This window comes from Escherichia sp. 10290, from assembly GCF_030295155.1.
Taxonomy (GTDB): Bacteria; Pseudomonadota; Gammaproteobacteria; order Enterobacterales; family Enterobacteriaceae; genus Escherichia; species Escherichia coli_F.
In genome coordinates, this window is sequence record NZ_AP025741.1 from 4,119,504 (window position 1) to 4,136,158 (window position 16,655).

The window sequence follows — 16,655 nt, forward strand, 5'->3', positions numbered from 1 at the left end:
AGAAACCTTTATTGCACTGCAAACTGCTGACGGACTTTACGCATCAGCAAGAAAATCCACGGCCAGAGCACTCCATTGACTACACTACTCCAGAACACTTCCGGTCTGAAAGAGACGTTAATCACTAAAAACTCTGCCCAGAAAACAATAATATCCACCACCAGCGAAAGCAACATGACGACCAGCGCCTGCTGCCATAATGCGAGGTTGCGGAAAAGCTGGTATTTCAGCGCCACCAGGTAAGCAATGATGCTCATCGCCAATACGCGTACGCCAAGCGTCGAGCCGCTGATCAGATCCAGTATGGCACCCATCACAAAACCTGTGCCCACATTTACGCGATGAGGCAAGGCCAGGATCCAATACAACAAGATGAGTAACACCCAGTTTGGCCGGAAAACAATCAGGTTATCCGGCCAGGGCATGATTTGCAGCAACAGCGCAATGAGGAAAGAGAGCCAGATTACCCAGCGTCCCTGGCTACGATAGCTCGCCACTATTGCCCTCCCGGCGCACGCGCAGGCGGTTGAGCACCACTTTGCGGCGGCGTAGCCCTTTGTGGAGAGCGATTAGCAGCAGGCTGTGTCGGCGCAGCAGGCGCAGTAGCAGCCGGAGCAACTGTGCCTGTCACCGGTTGCTGCGGGGTCGGCTGAGCGATCCCCGTTGCCGGTTCAGGTAACTTTGGTCCCATTGCGTCTGGCGAAGGCAATACCTGCGGCATCATCTGCATCAGACGTTCATTGGCAACACGATGCACCTCTTCCGGCGTCATCGGGTTAGCGCCGTTACGATCCGCGCCCCACAGCAGCAGCAGATAACGCAAACGTTGCAGTCCCGCAGTCGGACGCGCCTGAATCACAGTATAAGCGCGCTGGGTATCGAGTTTTACGGAAGAGACAACCGCCACCGGATAGCCTTCCGGGAAACGACCGCCCAGACCGGAAGTCACCAGCACATCACCAACACGAATATCCGTATTCGCTGGCAGATGCTCAAGCTGCAAATCATCCGTACAACCGTTACCGGCTGCAATTACGCGGATATCGTTGCGCAGCACCTGGATTGGCAGCGCGTGGGTCGCATCACAAATCAGCAGCACGCGACTGGTCAGTTTAGCGACGGCCACCACCTGACCAACAACACCTTTGTCGCTGATGACCGGCTGGCCTTCATAAACGCCATTAACGCTACCTTTATCGATAACAACTTGATCGCTATAAGGATCGTTAACCGTAGAGATAACCTGAGTCACCATTTTCTGCTCATCCTGACGCAGCGGGGAACCCAGCAGCTCGCGCAGACGCGCGTTCTCCTGTTTGTATTGTCCAAGCATCAGCAGTTCACTGTTTTTCAGCAACAGTTCCTGACGTAACGCCCGGTTTTCAAGTTCTAGTTGGTCACGCGAGGCCAGCGTCTGCGATACGCCATCCAGCAATTCACGAGGAGCATTGGAAACAAAGTAGAAAGGACTGACGGCGGTATCCATATAAGTACGGATTTGACTGAACGTCCCCAGGCGGCTGTCGGCAATAATAATGCCGAGCGCCACCAGCACCGCCAGAATAAGGCGAATCTGTAGCGACGGGCCACGGCTAAAAATTGGCTTCATAAGTTATGCGTATTCTCGTATCAGACCAGGCAGGGTAAACAGACGCTTCCCCTGCCTGTATCCGATTACTCTTCGCTGAACAGGTCGCCGCCGTGCATGTCGATCATTTCCAGCGCTTTGCCGCCACCGCGCGCCACACAGGTCAGCGGGTCTTCAGCAACAACGACTGGAATGCCGGTTTCTTCCATTAACAAACGGTCAAGGTTACGCAGCAGTGCGCCACCACCGGTGAGCACCATGCCGCGCTCGGAGATGTCGGAAGCCAGTTCCGGCGGACACTGTTCCAGTGCAACCATTACTGCGCTCACAATACCGGTCAGCGGTTCCTGCAGTGCTTCGAGGATTTCGTTGGAGTTCAGGGTAAAACCGCGTGGAACACCTTCTGCCAGGTTACGGCCACGAACTTCGATTTCACGGACTTCATCGCCCGGGTAAGCCGAACCGATTTCATGCTTGATACGTTCTGCGGTGGCTTCACCGATCAGAGAACCGTAATTACGACGCACATAGTTGATGATAGCTTCATCAAAACGGTCACCACCAATGCGCACGGAAGAGGAGTAAACCACGCCGTTCAAGGAGATAACAGCAACTTCAGTGGTACCACCACCGATATCAACCACCATAGAACCGGTCGCTTCAGAAACCGGGAGGCCAGCACCAATTGCGGCAGCCATCGGTTCTTCAATCAGGAAGACTTCACGGGCACCAGCGCCCTGCGCGGATTCACGAATTGCGCGGCGTTCAACCTGGGTTGCGCCAACCGGCACACAAACCAGAACGCGTGGGCTTGGACGCATAAAGCTGTTGCTGTGCACTTGTTTGATGAAGTGCTGGAGCATTTTTTCAGTCACGAAGAAGTCGGCGATAACGCCGTCTTTCATTGGGCGAATGGCAGCAATATTGCCCGGCGTACGGCCCAGCATCTGCTTCGCGTCATGACCTACTGCAGCTACGCTTTTCGGTGAACCGGCACGATCCTGACGAATGGCCACCACGGAAGGCTCATTCAATACGATGCCTTGTCCTTTTACATAAATGAGGGTATTCGCAGTACCCAGGTCAATGGACAAGTCATTGGAAAACATGCCACGAAATTTTTTCAACATACTAAGGGATAATCCTGAAAGCTGGGGCGGAAAAGAAAATCCGCTTACTTTACCAACCACACGCAGCAGCGACAAGGCGCAAAAATCATCTGCTACGGTGAAAATTAGTGCAGTTCGTTTCCTTTGTTACAAATCTCTGCCTGAGTCCAGAAAGGCTTAATGCATCAGCAGCATTCCTCGCCTGTTTGCAACCGCGTAAGGTCATTCATCTGCATATGTGCTGCAACAATCTGGCGAGCAGACAAGCACACTCCCATGAGACGCAGCGCGCGTTATTCTACGTGAAAACGGATTAAACGGCAGGTTAAACCGAGTATCTTTGTGAATATTTTTTCACGTTAGTATCAAGTGGCTGTGAGGACGCGAAAAAATCCCCTTGCCCACCTGTAACACCGCGCTGAATCAGGGTCTGCCACTCGCTTCGCGAACGCACGCCGGTGGCGTAAACCTGGGTGCTGGTCCCGGAGCAGGCTTCCACCAGGCTTTGAACCAGCAGCTGATTCTCCGTTCGCTTCTCAATGTTTCTGACCAGCCCCGGATGGAGCTTGAGTAACTCAACATTAAGTTCTTTGATCCAACTGGTGCTTACCAGCGTCAAACCAGCCTGGTTGACGGCTACCCGCACCCCTAAAGCATTCACTAAACGAATAACAGGTTGTAAACGACTGATATGTTGACCTACATCGGCCTCTGCAAGTTCAATAATTATGCGTTTTCGTTGCGATCTTTCACATTGCATTAACGTATCGCGCAGCCAACGCTGAAAACGCGGGCGAATCAGCGACTCAACGGTAACCTGAATCGCCAGATTTTCCTCCGGCCAGTAACGCAATAGTGGAATAAGACGGCTGATTTGCAGGCGGTCATACTCTTCCGATAAGCCAAACTGCAAGACCATCGGCATATACTCCGCCGAGCTAACCTCTTCATTACCATCGAAGATGCGGCACATGAGTTCGCGATGATGAACCTGACCTTCGCGAGTAACCGCAGGTTTTTGATAAAGGCGCGGGCCGCCGCGACTCAGCATTTGCTCGATAAGCGTACGCCAGCGAACATTACCGCGTCCTTTTTCAGGCAACGAGTCATCGTAAATAGCCCAGCTATTGCCGCCCTGCAATCCCGCATTACGCGTGGCAGACTCTGCATGTTCCATTACCTGCTCGGTATCCTGACCACTACGCCAGGCACAGATACCAATGTGGATCATATCGTCGCGATCGAGCATTTTATTGTTCGGCAAGGTATCGACGGCTTTGATTAACTGACTGGCTATGCTCTCAGCCTCTTTTAACGTCCGGTGCGGCAACAGCGCAGCAAAATCACTGCGGTGGTAACGCGCCAGCAGTGCGCCAGGGTAGCGCATCATAAATGTCGACAGCAGATTCGTCAGAGTGAAGAACTGTTCTTCAACCTGGCTGTGCCCCCAGGTATCGCTCAACATATTGAAATCCGGTAGACGAATCATCATCACGATCCCGTGGGTACCTACTTTCTCCTGATCTTCCAGTAACGTTGCTAACTGATTATCGAAGAAGAGTCGGTTATTGAGGCCGGTTTTCATGTCCTGGGCGGCATAAGAGCGGATCAGCGTATCAAGACGGCTGTGTTGTTCGCGTGCGTTCTGAATTTCACGAAGCAGCGTATCCAGCGCACTGCTGGTTCTGGGCGGCCATTCATAGATGGTTCCCAACACATTAGAGCCACGCTCACCGTTTAAGATACGAGTAGCCCGGGTTTCCAGCAATTCTTGCCCGGCAAGTTGCCGTTGTAACCAGCGTACCGCCAGGAAGAGCATAAGAATGATAAAGCCAATCGCCCCCGTGAGCGGCGCGGTGGTCATCAACGAATGGAAATAGTTGCCCATCGGATCCTGATAAACCAGACGCAGCGACATCCCCGGATGCTTTATCAACGGAACGCTCAGTTCGCGAAACAGATCGCTGGTGCCAACCGGACGATAACTACCATTTCTGGCGAGGGTATAAACCTGTTTATCACCATGCAGCAGGTCTACACGAACGATATCTGCTGACATCATTAATTCGGTAATTTGTGGCCTTAATGCGCTGAAGTCATTCGACACAAGGTGGGTATCAATCGCCGTCGCCACCGCCTGAACGCGATGACTAAACTTATACTGAATGGCGTTGTAGAAACTTAGCGAACAGCCCAACAAAGTCACAAAAATTGTTAACCCGGTGAGCAGCGTAACAAAGGCCGAAAATTTCGTCGTTAATCTCATCCTTGTGTTAACTCCGATAGTGAGGAAGCGGGCATACTAGCAAATCAGATTTATCTCGCAATTTATTGCGCTTCATCGGCTTTGCTTTTCCATTAGCGAGTATAGTCTTCAGAAATTATTTTCCAATCCATCATGCACATGAGGACCACTTATGCAGGCGTTACTTTTAGAACAGCAGGACGGCAAAACTCTCGCATCGGTACAGACTCTGGACGAAAGTCGCCTGCCGGAGGGCGATGTCACGGTTGATGTTCACTGGTCGAGCCTGAACTACAAAGATGCGCTGGCAATTACCGGTAAGGGAAAAATCATCCGTAATTTTCCGATGATTCCTGGGATCGATTTTGCCGGAACTGTACGCACCAGCGAAGATCCGCGTTTTCATGCCGGTCAGGACGTATTACTCACTGGCTGGGGCGTTGGTGAAAACCACTGGGGTGGGCTGGCGGAGCAGGCGCGAGTGAAAGGTGACTGGCTGGTTGCCATGCCGCAAGGGCTGGACGCGCGTAAAGCAATGATTATCGGTACTGCCGGTTTTACCGCCATGCTGTGTGTGATGGCGCTGGAAGATGCCGGTGTTCGCCCGCAGGACGGCGAGATTGTCGTAACGGGTGCCAGTGGTGGCGTCGGCAGTACCGCCGTGGCGCTGCTGCATAAGTTGGGTTATCAGGTCGTTGCCGTTTCCGGTCGCGAAAGTACCCATGAATATCTGAAAAGTTTAGGTGCCAGCCGTATTCTCCCTCGCGATGAGTTTGCCGAATCCCGTCCTCTGGAAAAACAACTCTGGGCTGGGGCAATTGACACCGTTGGCGACAAAGTGCTGGCGAAAGTGCTGGCGCAAATGAATTACGGCGGCTGCGTGGCGGCCTGTGGTCTGGCGGGTGGTTTTACTCTGCCAACCACGGTCATGCCATTTATTCTGCGTAATGTCCGTTTACAGGGGGTGGATTCAGTGATGACGCCACCAGCACGCCGCGCACAAGCCTGGCAGCGACTGGTCGCCGATTTACCGGAATCATTCTATACCCAGGCAGCAAAAGAGATATCTCTGGCAGAAGCACCAAAATTTGCCGAAGCCATCATTAATAACCAGATCCAGGGTCGCACGCTGGTGAAGATTAACTAACCATTTAGCAAGGATTAATAAGAGAGGGAACTCATTTTGAAATCATTATTCAATCGGTTAACGGGAAAAGCGGTTAGCCGGACAGCTTTCGTCGAACATCTTGGTCATGAAGTTGTACAACATCATCCAAACTGGAAAGTCATGATTTCGACTGACCATAAATTGATGCGCACTGTTACTCCACTAAACAGCCATTATTGATACGCCTCCGTCGCCTGTTAGGTTTATGGTGCTTTGCCTGGGCGACGCTACGCTTAACCTGTTACTGATTTCTGGTACCATGGGGTGAATAATCTGATTTTATTTGCCTACAAATTAACCACTCGAACGTATTTGATGCTGAGCATTGTCAGTTTGTTGATTTTGCGTGCTTTAGCATTCACGTTTATCCAGACGATGCCGTGAAAATTGAGTAATCACCAGCAACCGCTGCGTAATGTCGTCTATCTTGCCGCGATCCTGACATCCCTACATTATTTGTGGTCTGTGAGGATCATCTCATTGCAGCCCCTCATCTTCGCAGAGCTGGCTTTACAGCTTTTAGCCTTACGTTATAAGAAGTTCCGTCGACGATAGCGCTAATTTCGTGAATTGTGCGGCTTGTTGCAAATTACACGGTGTTGAAGGTTATTTACATGTTAGCTGTTGATTATCTTCCCTGATAAGACCAGTATTTAGCTGCCAATTGCTACGAAATCGTTATAATGTGCGACCTCGTCCTCCCTGACGCAGTTTTTGCGCTGCGGAAAAGGTGACATTGGCGCAACGAAGGTATATTTTGTTTTTTGCCGGAGGATAGCAGCAGATCGCTGCACAATGTCCGTCAAGTCTAACATTGACACTCTGGGGCAAAATAGACCGGCGTCCCGGCCTGCTGGAATTTATCGCTATGCATACAGCTGTCGGGGCATACGCTTTACAGACGGCGGTGAAACGCCTGTCACAATCACACTAAACAAAGAGTACGGAACCCACTCATGGATATTCGTAAGATTAAAAAACTGATCGAGCTGGTTGAAGAATCAGGCATCTCCGAACTGGAAATCTCAGAAGGCGAAGAGTCAGTACGCATCAGCCGTGCAGCTCCTGCCGCAAGTTTCCCTGTGATGCAACAAGCTTACGCTGCACCAATGATGCAGCAGCCAGCTCAATCTAACGCAGCCGCTCCGGCGACCGTTCCTTCCATGGAAGCGCCAGCAGCAGCGGAAATCAGTGGTCACATCGTACGTTCCCCGATGGTTGGTACTTTCTACCGCACCCCAAGCCCGGACGCAAAAGCGTTCATCGAAGTGGGTCAGAAAGTCAACGTGGGCGATACCCTGTGCATCGTTGAAGCCATGAAAATGATGAACCAGATCGAAGCGGACAAATCCGGTACCGTGAAAGCAATTCTGGTCGAAAGTGGACAACCGGTAGAATTTGACGAGCCGCTGGTCGTCATCGAGTAACGAGGCGAACATGCTGGATAAAATTGTTATTGCCAACCGCGGCGAGATTGCATTGCGTATTCTTCGTGCCTGTAAAGAACTGGGCATCAAGACTGTCGCTGTGCACTCCAGTGCGGATCGCGATCTAAAACACGTATTACTGGCAGACGAAACGGTCTGTATCGGTCCTGCTCCGTCAGTAAAAAGTTATCTGAACATCCCGGCAATCATCAGCGCCGCTGAAATCACCGGCGCAGTAGCAATCCATCCGGGTTACGGCTTCCTCTCCGAGAACGCCAATTTTGCCGAGCAGGTTGAACGCTCCGGCTTTATCTTCATCGGCCCGAAAGCAGACACCATTCGCCTGATGGGTGACAAAGTATCCGCAATCGCCGCGATGAAAAAAGCGGGCGTTCCTTGCGTACCGGGTTCTGACGGCCCGCTGGGCGACGATATGGATAAAAACCGCGCCATTGCAAAACGCATTGGTTACCCGGTGATTATCAAAGCCTCCGGCGGCGGCGGCGGTCGTGGTATGCGTGTAGTACGCGGCGACGCTGAACTGGCGCAATCCATCTCCATGACCCGTGCGGAAGCGAAAGCCGCTTTCAATAACGACATGGTTTACATGGAGAAATACCTGGAAAATCCTCGCCACGTCGAGATCCAAGTACTGGCGGACGGTCAGGGCAACGCTATCTATCTGGCGGAACGTGACTGCTCTATGCAGCGTCGTCACCAGAAAGTGGTCGAAGAAGCGCCAGCACCGGGCATTACCCCGGAACTGCGTCGCTACATCGGTGAACGTTGTGCTAAAGCGTGTGTTGATATCGGCTATCGCGGTGCAGGTACTTTCGAGTTTCTGTTCGAAAACGGCGAGTTCTATTTCATCGAAATGAACACCCGTATTCAGGTAGAACACCCGGTTACTGAAATGATCACCGGTGTTGACCTGATCAAAGAACAACTGCGTATTGCTGCTGGTCAGCCACTGTCGATCAAGCAAGAAGAAGTTCACGTTCGCGGCCATGCGGTGGAATGCCGTATTAACGCCGAAGATCCGAACACCTTCCTGCCAAGTCCGGGCAAAATCACCCGTTTCCATGCACCTGGCGGTTTTGGCGTGCGTTGGGAGTCTCATATCTACGCGGGCTACACCGTACCGCCGTACTATGACTCAATGATCGGTAAGCTGATTTGCTACGGTGAAAACCGTGACGTGGCGATTGCCCGCATGAAGAATGCGCTGCAGGAGCTGATCATCGATGGTATCAAAACCAACGTTGATCTGCAGATTCGCATCATGAATGACGAGAACTTCCAGCATGGTGGCACTAACATCCACTATCTGGAGAAAAAACTCGGTCTTCAGGAAAAATAAGACTGCAAAAGCGTCAAAAGGCCGGATTTTCCGGCCTTTTTTATTACTGGGGATCGACAACCCCCATAAGGTACAATCCCCGCTTTCTTCACCCATCAGGGACAAAAAATGGACACTCGTTTTGTTCAGGCCCATAAAGAGGCGCGCTGGGCGCTGGGGCTGACCCTTTTGTATCTGGCGGTATGGTTAGTAGCCGCTTACTTACCTGGCGTTACCCCCGGTTTTACCGGCTTTCCACGCTGGTTTGAGATGGCCTGCATCCTGACGCCGCTGCTGTTTATTGGACTGTGCTGGGCGATGGTGAAATTTATCTATCGCGATATCCCACTGGAGGATGACGATGCAGCTTGAAGTGATTCTACCGCTGGTCGCCTATCTGGTGGTGGTGTTCGGGATTTCAGTTTATGCGATGCGTAAACGGAACACCGGCACCTTCCTTAATGAGTATTTCCTCGGCAGCCGTTCTATGGGCGGTATTGTGCTGGCGATGACGCTCACCGCGACCTATATCAGTGCCAGTTCGTTTATCGGCGGGCCAGGAGCTGCTTATAAATACGGCCTGGGTTGGGTATTGCTGGCGATGATTCAGCTACCTGCGGTCTGGCTTTCGCTCGGTATTCTCGGCAAGAAGTTCGCGATTCTCGCGCGCCGCTACAATGCGGTGACGCTGAACGATATGCTGTTTGCCCGCTACCAGAGTCGTCTTCTGGTATGGCTGGCGAGTTTGAGTTTGCTGGTTGCGTTCGTTGGTGCGATGACCGTGCAGTTTATCGGCGGTGCGCGCCTGCTGGAAACCGCGGCGGGTATTCCTTATGAAACCGGCCTGCTGATTTTCGGTATCAGCATTGCGTTGTATACCGCCTTTGGCGGCTTTCGCGCCAGCGTGCTGAACGACACCATGCAAGGGCTGGTGATGCTGATTGGCACCATTGTGCTGCTTATTGGCGTGGTCCATGCTGCTGGCGGCTTAGGCAATGCAGTAGAGACGCTGCAAACCATCGATCCGCAACTGGTTACGCCACAAGGCGCTGACGATATTCTGTCGCCTGCCTTTATGACGTCGTTCTGGGTGCTGGTGTGCTTTGGCGTTATTGGCCTGCCGCATACTGCGGTGCGCTGTATCTCTTATAAAGACAGCAAAGCCGTACATCGGGGGATCATCATCGGTACGATTGTGGTCGCAATCCTGATGTTCGGTATGCACCTGGCCGGAGCGTTAGGTCGGGCGGTGATCCCCGATCTCACCGTACCGGACCTGGTGATCCCGACGTTGATGGTAAAAGTGCTGCCACCGTTTGCTGCCGGGATCTTCCTGGCTGCACCTATGGCTGCGATCATGTCGACGATCAATGCCCAGTTGCTGCAAAGTTCCGCTACGATCATTAAAGATCTCTATCTGAATATCCGTCCGGATCAAATGCAAAACGAGACGCGTCTGAAGCGGATGTCGGCGGTGATCACGTTGGTTCTCGGTGCGTTGCTGCTGCTTGCCGCCTGGAAGCCGCCAGAAATGATCATCTGGCTGAATTTGCTGGCCTTCGGTGGGCTGGAAGCCGTTTTCCTGTGGCCGCTGGTGCTGGGTCTTTACTGGGAACGCGCCAACGCCAAAGGCGCGCTAAGTGCGATGATCGTTGGCGGCGTACTGTATGCCGTACTCGCGACGCTGAATATTCAGTACCTGGGCTTCCACCCTATCGTGCCCTCGTTACTACTAAGTTTGCTGGCTTTCCTGGTCGGAAACCGTTTCGGTACATCCGTCCCGCAAGCTACCGTTTTGACTACTGATAAATAAAGAGTTTTGCCATGCCTTGGATCCAACTGAAACTGAACACTACCGGCGCGAACGCGGAAGATCTTAGCGATGCGCTGATGGAAGCGGGTGCCGTTTCTATCACTTTTCAGGATACCCACGATACGCCTGTATTTGAGCCGCTGCCGGGCGAAACGCGCCTGTGGGGCGACACCGATGTGATTGGTCTGTTCGATGCTGAAACCGACATGAATGAAGTAGTGGCGATTCTGGAGAATCATCCGCTGCTCGGCGCAGGCTTCGCGCACAAAATCGAACAACTGGAAGATAAAGACTGGGAGCGCGAATGGATGGATAATTTCCACCCGATGCGCTTTGGTGAACGACTGTGGATCTGCCCAAGCTGGCGTGATGTGCCGGACGAAAACGCCGTCAACGTAATGTTAGACCCAGGTCTGGCGTTTGGTACAGGGACTCATCCAACTACCTCTCTGTGCCTGCAATGGCTCGACAGCCTCGATTTAACCGGTAAAACAGTCATCGACTTTGGCTGCGGTTCCGGCATTCTGGCTATCGCGGCGCTGAAACTGGGTGCAGCAAAAGCCATTGGTATTGATATTGATCCGCAGGCGATTCAGGCCAGCCGCGACAACGCCGAACGTAATGGCGTTTCTGACCGTCTGGAACTCTACCTACCTAAAGATCAGCCAGAAGAAATGAAAGCCGACGTGGTGGTCGCTAACATCCTTGCAGGCCCATTACGTGAACTGGCACCGTTAATCAGCGTCCTGCCGGTTTCAGGTGGCTTGCTGGGCCTTTCCGGTATTCTGGCAAGCCAGGCAGAGAGCGTTTGTGAAGCTTATGCCGACAGCTTCGCTCTGGACCCGGTCGTGGAAAAAGAAGAGTGGTGCCGCATTACCGGTCGTAAGAATTAACTTTCGCATCGCCGTATGGTGACGCAAGGCGAAGTGCGAGCAAGGTCACAAAAGGCACGTTAATTTGCCGATTATTTACGCAAATTTGCGTGCCAAAATTTTCATTCATAAAGAAAAATTGAGAACTTACTCAAATTTCTTGGAGTGTAAATTTTAGTCACTATTTTCTAATATAATGATTTTTATGAGTAATTATCGCGCCAAGCTCATTTTAAATGCAATTCTTTGATCCATCTCAGAGGATTGGTCAAAGTTTGGCCTTTCATCTCGTGCAAAAAATGCGTAATATACGCCGCCTTGCAGTCACAGTATGGTCATTTCTTAACTCATGCGCATCGGACAATATCAGCTCAGAAATCGCCTGATCGCAGCGCCCATGGCTGGCATTACAGACAGACCTTTTCGGACGTTGTGCTACGAGATGGGAGCCGGATTGACAGTATCCGAGATGATGTCTTCTAACCCACAGGTTTGGGAAAGCGACAAATCTCGTTTACGGATGGTGCACATTGATGAACCCGGTATTCGCACCGTGCAAATTGCTGGTAGCGATCCGAAAGAAATGGCAGATGCAGCACGTATTAACGTGGAAAGCGGTGCCCAGATTATTGATATCAATATGGGTTGCCCGGCTAAAAAAGTGAATCGCAAGCTCGCAGGTTCAGCCCTCTTGCAGTACCCGGATGTCGTTAAATCGATCCTTACCGAGGTCGTCAATGCAGTGGACGTTCCTGTTACCCTGAAGATTCGCACCGGCTGGGCGCCGGAACACCGTAACTGCGAAGAGATTGCCCAACTGGCTGAAGACTGTGGCATTCAGGCTCTGACCATTCATGGCCGTACACGCGCCTGTTTGTTCAATGGAGAAGCTGAGTACGACAGTATTCGGGCAGTTAAGCAGAAAGTTTCCATTCCGGTTATCGCGAATGGCGACATTACTGACCCGCTTAAAGCCAGAGCTGTGCTCGACTATACAGGGGCGGATGCCCTGATGATAGGCCGCGCAGCTCAGGGAAGACCCTGGATCTTTCGGGAAATCCAGCATTATCTGGACACTGGGGAGTTGCTGCCCCCGCTGCCTTTGGCAGAGGTTAAGCGCTTGCTTTGCGCGCACGTTCGGGAACTGCATGACTTTTATGGTCCGGCAAAAGGGTACCGAATTGCACGTAAACACGTTTCCTGGTATCTCCAGGAACACGCTCCAAATGACCAGTTTCGGCGCACATTCAACGCCATTGAGGATGCCAGCGAACAGCTGGAGGCGTTGGAGGCATACTTCGAAAATTTTGCGTAAACAGAAATAAAGAGCTGACAGAACTATGTTCGAACAACGCGTAAATTCTGACGTACTGACCGTTTCTACCGTTAACTCTCAGGATCAGGTAACCCAAAAACCCCTGCGTGACTCGGTTAAACAGGCACTGAAGAACTATTTTGCTCAACTGAACGGTCAGGATGTGAATGACCTCTATGAGCTGGTACTGGCTGAAGTAGAACAGCCCCTGTTGGACATGGTGATGCAATACACCCGTGGTAATCAGACCCGTGCTGCGCTGATGATGGGCATCAACCGTGGTACGCTGCGTAAAAAATTGAAAAAATACGGCATGAACTAATTCAGGTTAGCTAAATGCTTGATTAAAAAGGCGCTACTCGGCATGGGGAAGCGCCTTTTTTATAGGTGTCACAAAGGGAGTGACCATGAGAACAGGATGTGAACCGACCCGATTTGGTAATGAAGCAAAGACCATCATCCAGGGTGATGCATTAACCGAACTTAAAAAGATCCCCGCCGAAAGTGTAGATCTGATCTTTGCCGACCCACCGTATAACATCGGTAAAAATTTTGATGGTCTGATCGAAGCCTGGAAAGAAGATCTGTTTATCGACTGGCTGTTTGAAGTGATTGCAGAGTGCCACCGCGTTCTGAAAAAGCAGGGCAGCATGTACATCATGAACAGCACGGAAAACATGCCCTTTATCGATCTCCAGTGCCGCAAGCTTTTTACCATCAAAAGTCGCATCGTCTGGTCATATGACAGTTCTGGAGTGCAGGCGAAAAAACACTACGGCTCCATGTACGAACCCATCCTGATGATGGTGAAAGACGCAAAGAACTACACGTTCAACGGTGATGCTATTCTGGTAGAAGCCAAAACCGGATCGCAGCGCGCGTTGATCGATTATCGCAAAAATCCTCCACAGCCTTACAATCATCAAAAAGTACCGGGTAACGTCTGGGATTTTCCGCGCGTGCGTTATTTGATGGATGAATATGAGAATCACCCGACGCAAAAACCGGAAGCCTTACTGAAACGCATTATTCTCGCCTCTTCCAACCCAGGCGATATCGTTCTCGACCCGTTTGCCGGTAGCTTTACTACCGGTGCCGTAGCCGCCGCCAGCGGGCGAAAATTCATTGGTATTGAGATCAACAGCGAGTACATCAAAATGGGGCTTCGACGGCTGGATGTCACGTCGCATTACTCTGCGGAAGAACTGGCGAAAGTGAAAAAAAGAAAGACCGGCAACCTGTCAAAACGAAGCCGGTTAAGCGAAGTTGACCCCGATCTCATTGCAAAGTAAAGGAAGTGTAAGCCTGGTTTTCAGATTATTCATTTCGTGTATATTTCCTGCCAGACTTGGTTAAACATGCACAGGCTCAGGTAATGATTCGCAAGTATTGGTGGCTCGTCGTTTTCGCTGTCTTCGTTTTTCTGTTTGATACTTTACTGATGCAGTGGATTGAACTGCTGGCAACAGAAACAGACAAATGCCGCAATATGAACTCAGTTAATCCACTAAAACTGGTTAACTGTGACGAACTGAATTTTCAGGACAGAATGTGAATTTATATGCCACTTAATTCATTCGTTTGATGAATTAATTTCGTTATGTTTTCATCTGGCATGAACATTCTTAATACGTTATCGACCAGTGCGGGTGCTTGTTTATAAAGATCATAACCCGCCATATTCATTAACCAGTTTTGAACAATTCCGCTGAAGGCACCATCAATAATAATCATCACAACATCTAAATCGAGATTATTTGCTATACAACCTTGTTGCTGACATGCCTGCAATACTTCGCGGAGAGTCTGCGGATTAAAGCCCATCTTTTCGCGTATCACTCCCTCTGCCAGCATCTCATCATTAAATTCACATTTGTGATATAAGATTTTCAGCAACGCCTGCTGGCGGGGAATTTTGGCAATATATTGCAAGCCAACAATCAATTTTTCACGCAATTGCTGAAACGGGTCATGCTCTAACCCAGCAGTCAAGTGATCCTGGATTAACTCCCGCAATGAAGGCTGTTGCAACCACATCTCATTAAACAGTTGGGTCTTGTTCTCGAAGTGCCAGTAGATAGCGCCACGCGTAACGTTAGCGGCGTCGGCAATGTCGTTGAGCGTCGTCTTGCTTACGCCATGCTGCGCAAACTGGGCGATGGCAGTTTCAATCAGTTCTTGCCGGGTCTTCAGGGCTTCAGCTTTGGTTCTTTTTGCCATGATTAATTATTCAGGAAATAAATATATTCGACACAGGATGAGAAAATAGCGAAGGTTAATCTATCACCTAATGTATATTTATACGAGAGGCTAATATTGAGTTGCTATAAATCGTCAAATAAATAACGTTTATTATTTACCTAAAATACATTCACTCTATCAATATATATTTCAATTTACGAGGATTTGATTCTACCTCTTTCAACCCGCGTCAAAATAAAACAGTAGAATATTAATCTTTTTTTGTGTTTATGTGCCTTGAGACGCCAGTATTCATAACTATTCCTTACATCGACGAATGATAATTTGTAGGATAGCGAACTGTATTTTTCTTTCTGCGAGTTAACGCGTTGCCTTTTTGGGTAAATAACGCGCTTTTGGTTTTTTGAGGAATAGTAATGACGAAACATGCCAGGTTTTTCCTCCTGCCCTCCTTTATTCTGATCTCCGCGGCTTTAATCGCCGGTTGTAACGATAAGGGAGAAGAGAAAGCTCACGTCGGTGAACCGCAGGTTACCGTTCATATTGTGAAAACGGCCCCGTTAGAAGTTAAGACTGAATTACCAGGCCGCACCAATGCTTACCGTATAGCCGAAGTTCGCCCACAGGTTAGCGGGATCGTACTGAGTCGCAATTTCACTGAAGGCAGCGATGTGCAAGCAGGCCAGTCTCTGTACCAGATCGATCCCGCGACCTATCAGGCAAGTTATGACAGCGCGAAAGGCGAACTGGCGAAAAGTGAAGCCGCCGCCGCCATCGCGCATTTGACGGTAAAACGTTACGTTCCGCTCGTGGGTACGAAATACATCAGTCAGCAGGAGTACGACCAGGCCATTGCTGATGCTCGCCAGGCCGATGCCGCCGTGATTGCCGCAAAAGCCACGGTCGAAAGCGCTCGCATCAATCTCGCTTATACCAAAGTGACTGCGCCAATTAGTGGACGTATCGGCAAATCTACTGTGACCGAAGGCGCTCTTGTCACTAATGGGCAAACGACTGAACTGGCGACTGTCCAGCAGCTCGATCCTATCTATGTTGATGTGACCCAATCCAGCAACGACTTTATGAGGCTGAAGCAATCCGTAGAGCAAGGAAATTTGCATAAGGAAAACGCCACCAGCAACGTAGAGTTGGTCATGGAAAACGGTCAAACCTATCCCCTGAAAGGTACGTTGCAATTCTCCGATGTGACCGTTGATGAAAGCACCGGATCCATAACCCTACGTGCCGTCTTCCCTAACCCGCAACATACGCTTTTGCCAGGTATGTTTGTGCGCGCACGGATTGATGAAGGCGTTCAACCTGACGCCATTCTTATCCCGCAACAGGGCGTTAGTCGCACACCGCGTGGTGATGCTACCGTGCTGATTGTTAACGATAAAAGTCAGGTTGAAGCGCGCCCTGTCGTTGCCAGCCAGGCGATTGGCGATAAATGGTTGATTAGCGAAGGGCTGAAATCTGGCGATCAAGTCATTGTCAGCGGCCTGCAAAAAGCGCGTCCGGGAGAGCAGGTTAAAGCCACTACCGATACCCCCGCAGATACTGCATCGAAGTAAGGC

Annotated in this window: 16 protein-coding genes; 11 read left to right on the forward strand and 5 right to left on the reverse strand. The window is 50.7% G+C overall.

Annotated elements, in window-relative coordinates:
- Nucleotides 1-8: 8 nt before the first annotated feature.
- From mreD to csrD, 4 genes are all read right to left on the reverse strand, one after another.
- Nucleotides 9-497, reverse strand: a complete 489-nt coding sequence (gene mreD / locus QUE74_RS20805; protein WP_000179409.1) for a rod shape-determining protein MreD — start codon at nt 495-497, stop codon at nt 9-11.
- Nucleotides 497-1,609: a rod shape-determining protein MreC gene (gene mreC, locus QUE74_RS20810; RefSeq protein ID WP_000802517.1), complete on the reverse strand. Its 1,113-nt coding sequence runs from the start codon at nt 1,607-1,609 to the stop codon at nt 497-499. The genes mreD and mreC overlap by 1 nt, the downstream gene beginning before the upstream one ends.
- A gap of 65 nt (nt 1,610-1,674) precedes the next feature.
- Entirely contained in the window at nt 1,675-2,718 is a 1,044-nt protein-coding gene (mreB, locus tag QUE74_RS20815) for a rod shape-determining protein MreB (RefSeq protein WP_000913396.1), read from the reverse strand.
- A 304-nt stretch (nt 2,719-3,022) separates the two neighbouring features.
- The gene (gene csrD, locus QUE74_RS20820) at nt 3,023-4,963 is read right to left on the reverse strand and encodes an RNase E specificity factor CsrD (protein WP_001241406.1); all 1,941 of its coding nucleotides are present in this window, start codon (nt 4,961-4,963) and stop codon (nt 3,023-3,025) included.
- A 151-nt stretch (nt 4,964-5,114) separates the two neighbouring features.
- Here csrD and acuI point away from each other — a divergent pair, with 151 nt between their 5' ends.
- From acuI to QUE74_RS20870, 10 genes are all read left to right on the forward strand, one after another.
- On the forward strand, nt 5,115-6,089 hold the full coding sequence (acuI, locus tag QUE74_RS20825) for an acrylyl-CoA reductase (NADPH) (RefSeq protein ID WP_001148459.1): 975 nt from the start codon (nt 5,115-5,117) through the stop codon (nt 6,087-6,089).
- A 977-nt stretch (nt 6,090-7,066) separates the two neighbouring features.
- A complete protein-coding gene (gene accB, locus QUE74_RS20830) occupies nt 7,067-7,537 on the forward strand; it encodes an acetyl-CoA carboxylase biotin carboxyl carrier protein (RefSeq protein WP_000354622.1) in 471 nt (156 codons plus the stop codon).
- A gap of 10 nt (nt 7,538-7,547) precedes the next feature.
- Nucleotides 7,548-8,897 carry an acetyl-CoA carboxylase biotin carboxylase subunit gene (accC, locus tag QUE74_RS20835; protein WP_000884620.1) on the forward strand — a complete coding sequence of 450 codons (1,350 nt, stop codon included), beginning with the start codon at nt 7,548-7,550 and terminating at the stop codon, nt 8,895-8,897.
- A gap of 108 nt (nt 8,898-9,005) precedes the next feature.
- Nucleotides 9,006-9,248, forward strand: a complete 243-nt coding sequence (locus tag QUE74_RS20840) for a YhdT family protein (protein ID WP_000381171.1) — start codon at nt 9,006-9,008, stop codon at nt 9,246-9,248.
- On the forward strand, nt 9,238-10,689 hold the full coding sequence (gene panF, locus QUE74_RS20845) for a sodium/pantothenate symporter (protein WP_001175690.1): 1,452 nt from the start codon (nt 9,238-9,240) through the stop codon (nt 10,687-10,689). The genes QUE74_RS20840 and panF overlap by 11 nt, the downstream gene beginning before the upstream one ends.
- An 11-nt stretch (nt 10,690-10,700) precedes the next feature.
- Complete coding sequence (gene prmA, locus QUE74_RS20850; RefSeq protein ID WP_001145840.1) at nt 10,701-11,582, forward strand: 50S ribosomal protein L11 methyltransferase; 882 nt, start codon at nt 10,701-10,703, stop codon at nt 11,580-11,582.
- A gap of 328 nt (nt 11,583-11,910) precedes the next feature.
- Nucleotides 11,911-12,876, forward strand: a complete 966-nt coding sequence (dusB, locus tag QUE74_RS20855; protein ID WP_001219652.1) for a tRNA dihydrouridine synthase DusB — start codon at nt 11,911-11,913, stop codon at nt 12,874-12,876.
- Nucleotides 12,877-12,901: 25 nt separating this feature from the next.
- Complete coding sequence (gene fis, locus QUE74_RS20860) at nt 12,902-13,198, forward strand: DNA-binding transcriptional regulator Fis (RefSeq protein ID WP_000462905.1); 297 nt, start codon at nt 12,902-12,904, stop codon at nt 13,196-13,198.
- Between the two features lie 85 nt (nt 13,199-13,283).
- The gene (yhdJ, locus tag QUE74_RS20865) at nt 13,284-14,168 is read left to right on the forward strand and encodes an adenine-specific DNA-methyltransferase (protein ID WP_001258940.1); all 885 of its coding nucleotides are present in this window, start codon (nt 13,284-13,286) and stop codon (nt 14,166-14,168) included.
- Between the two features lie 83 nt (nt 14,169-14,251).
- Entirely contained in the window at nt 14,252-14,431 is a 180-nt protein-coding gene (locus QUE74_RS20870; protein WP_001295275.1) for a DUF2556 family protein, read from the forward strand.
- A gap of 2 nt (nt 14,432-14,433) precedes the next feature.
- Here the strand turns inward: QUE74_RS20870 and acrS are convergent, their stop codons facing one another.
- Entirely contained in the window at nt 14,434-15,096 is a 663-nt protein-coding gene (gene acrS / locus QUE74_RS20875; RefSeq protein ID WP_001129502.1) for a multidrug efflux transporter transcriptional repressor AcrS, read from the reverse strand.
- 398 nt (nt 15,097-15,494) lie between these two features.
- Between acrS and acrE the strand changes: the two genes are divergently transcribed.
- Nucleotides 15,495-16,652, forward strand: a complete 1,158-nt coding sequence (gene acrE / locus QUE74_RS20880; protein ID WP_000160362.1) for a multidrug efflux RND transporter periplasmic adaptor subunit AcrE — start codon at nt 15,495-15,497, stop codon at nt 16,650-16,652.
- Nucleotides 16,653-16,655 lie beyond the last annotated feature (3 nt).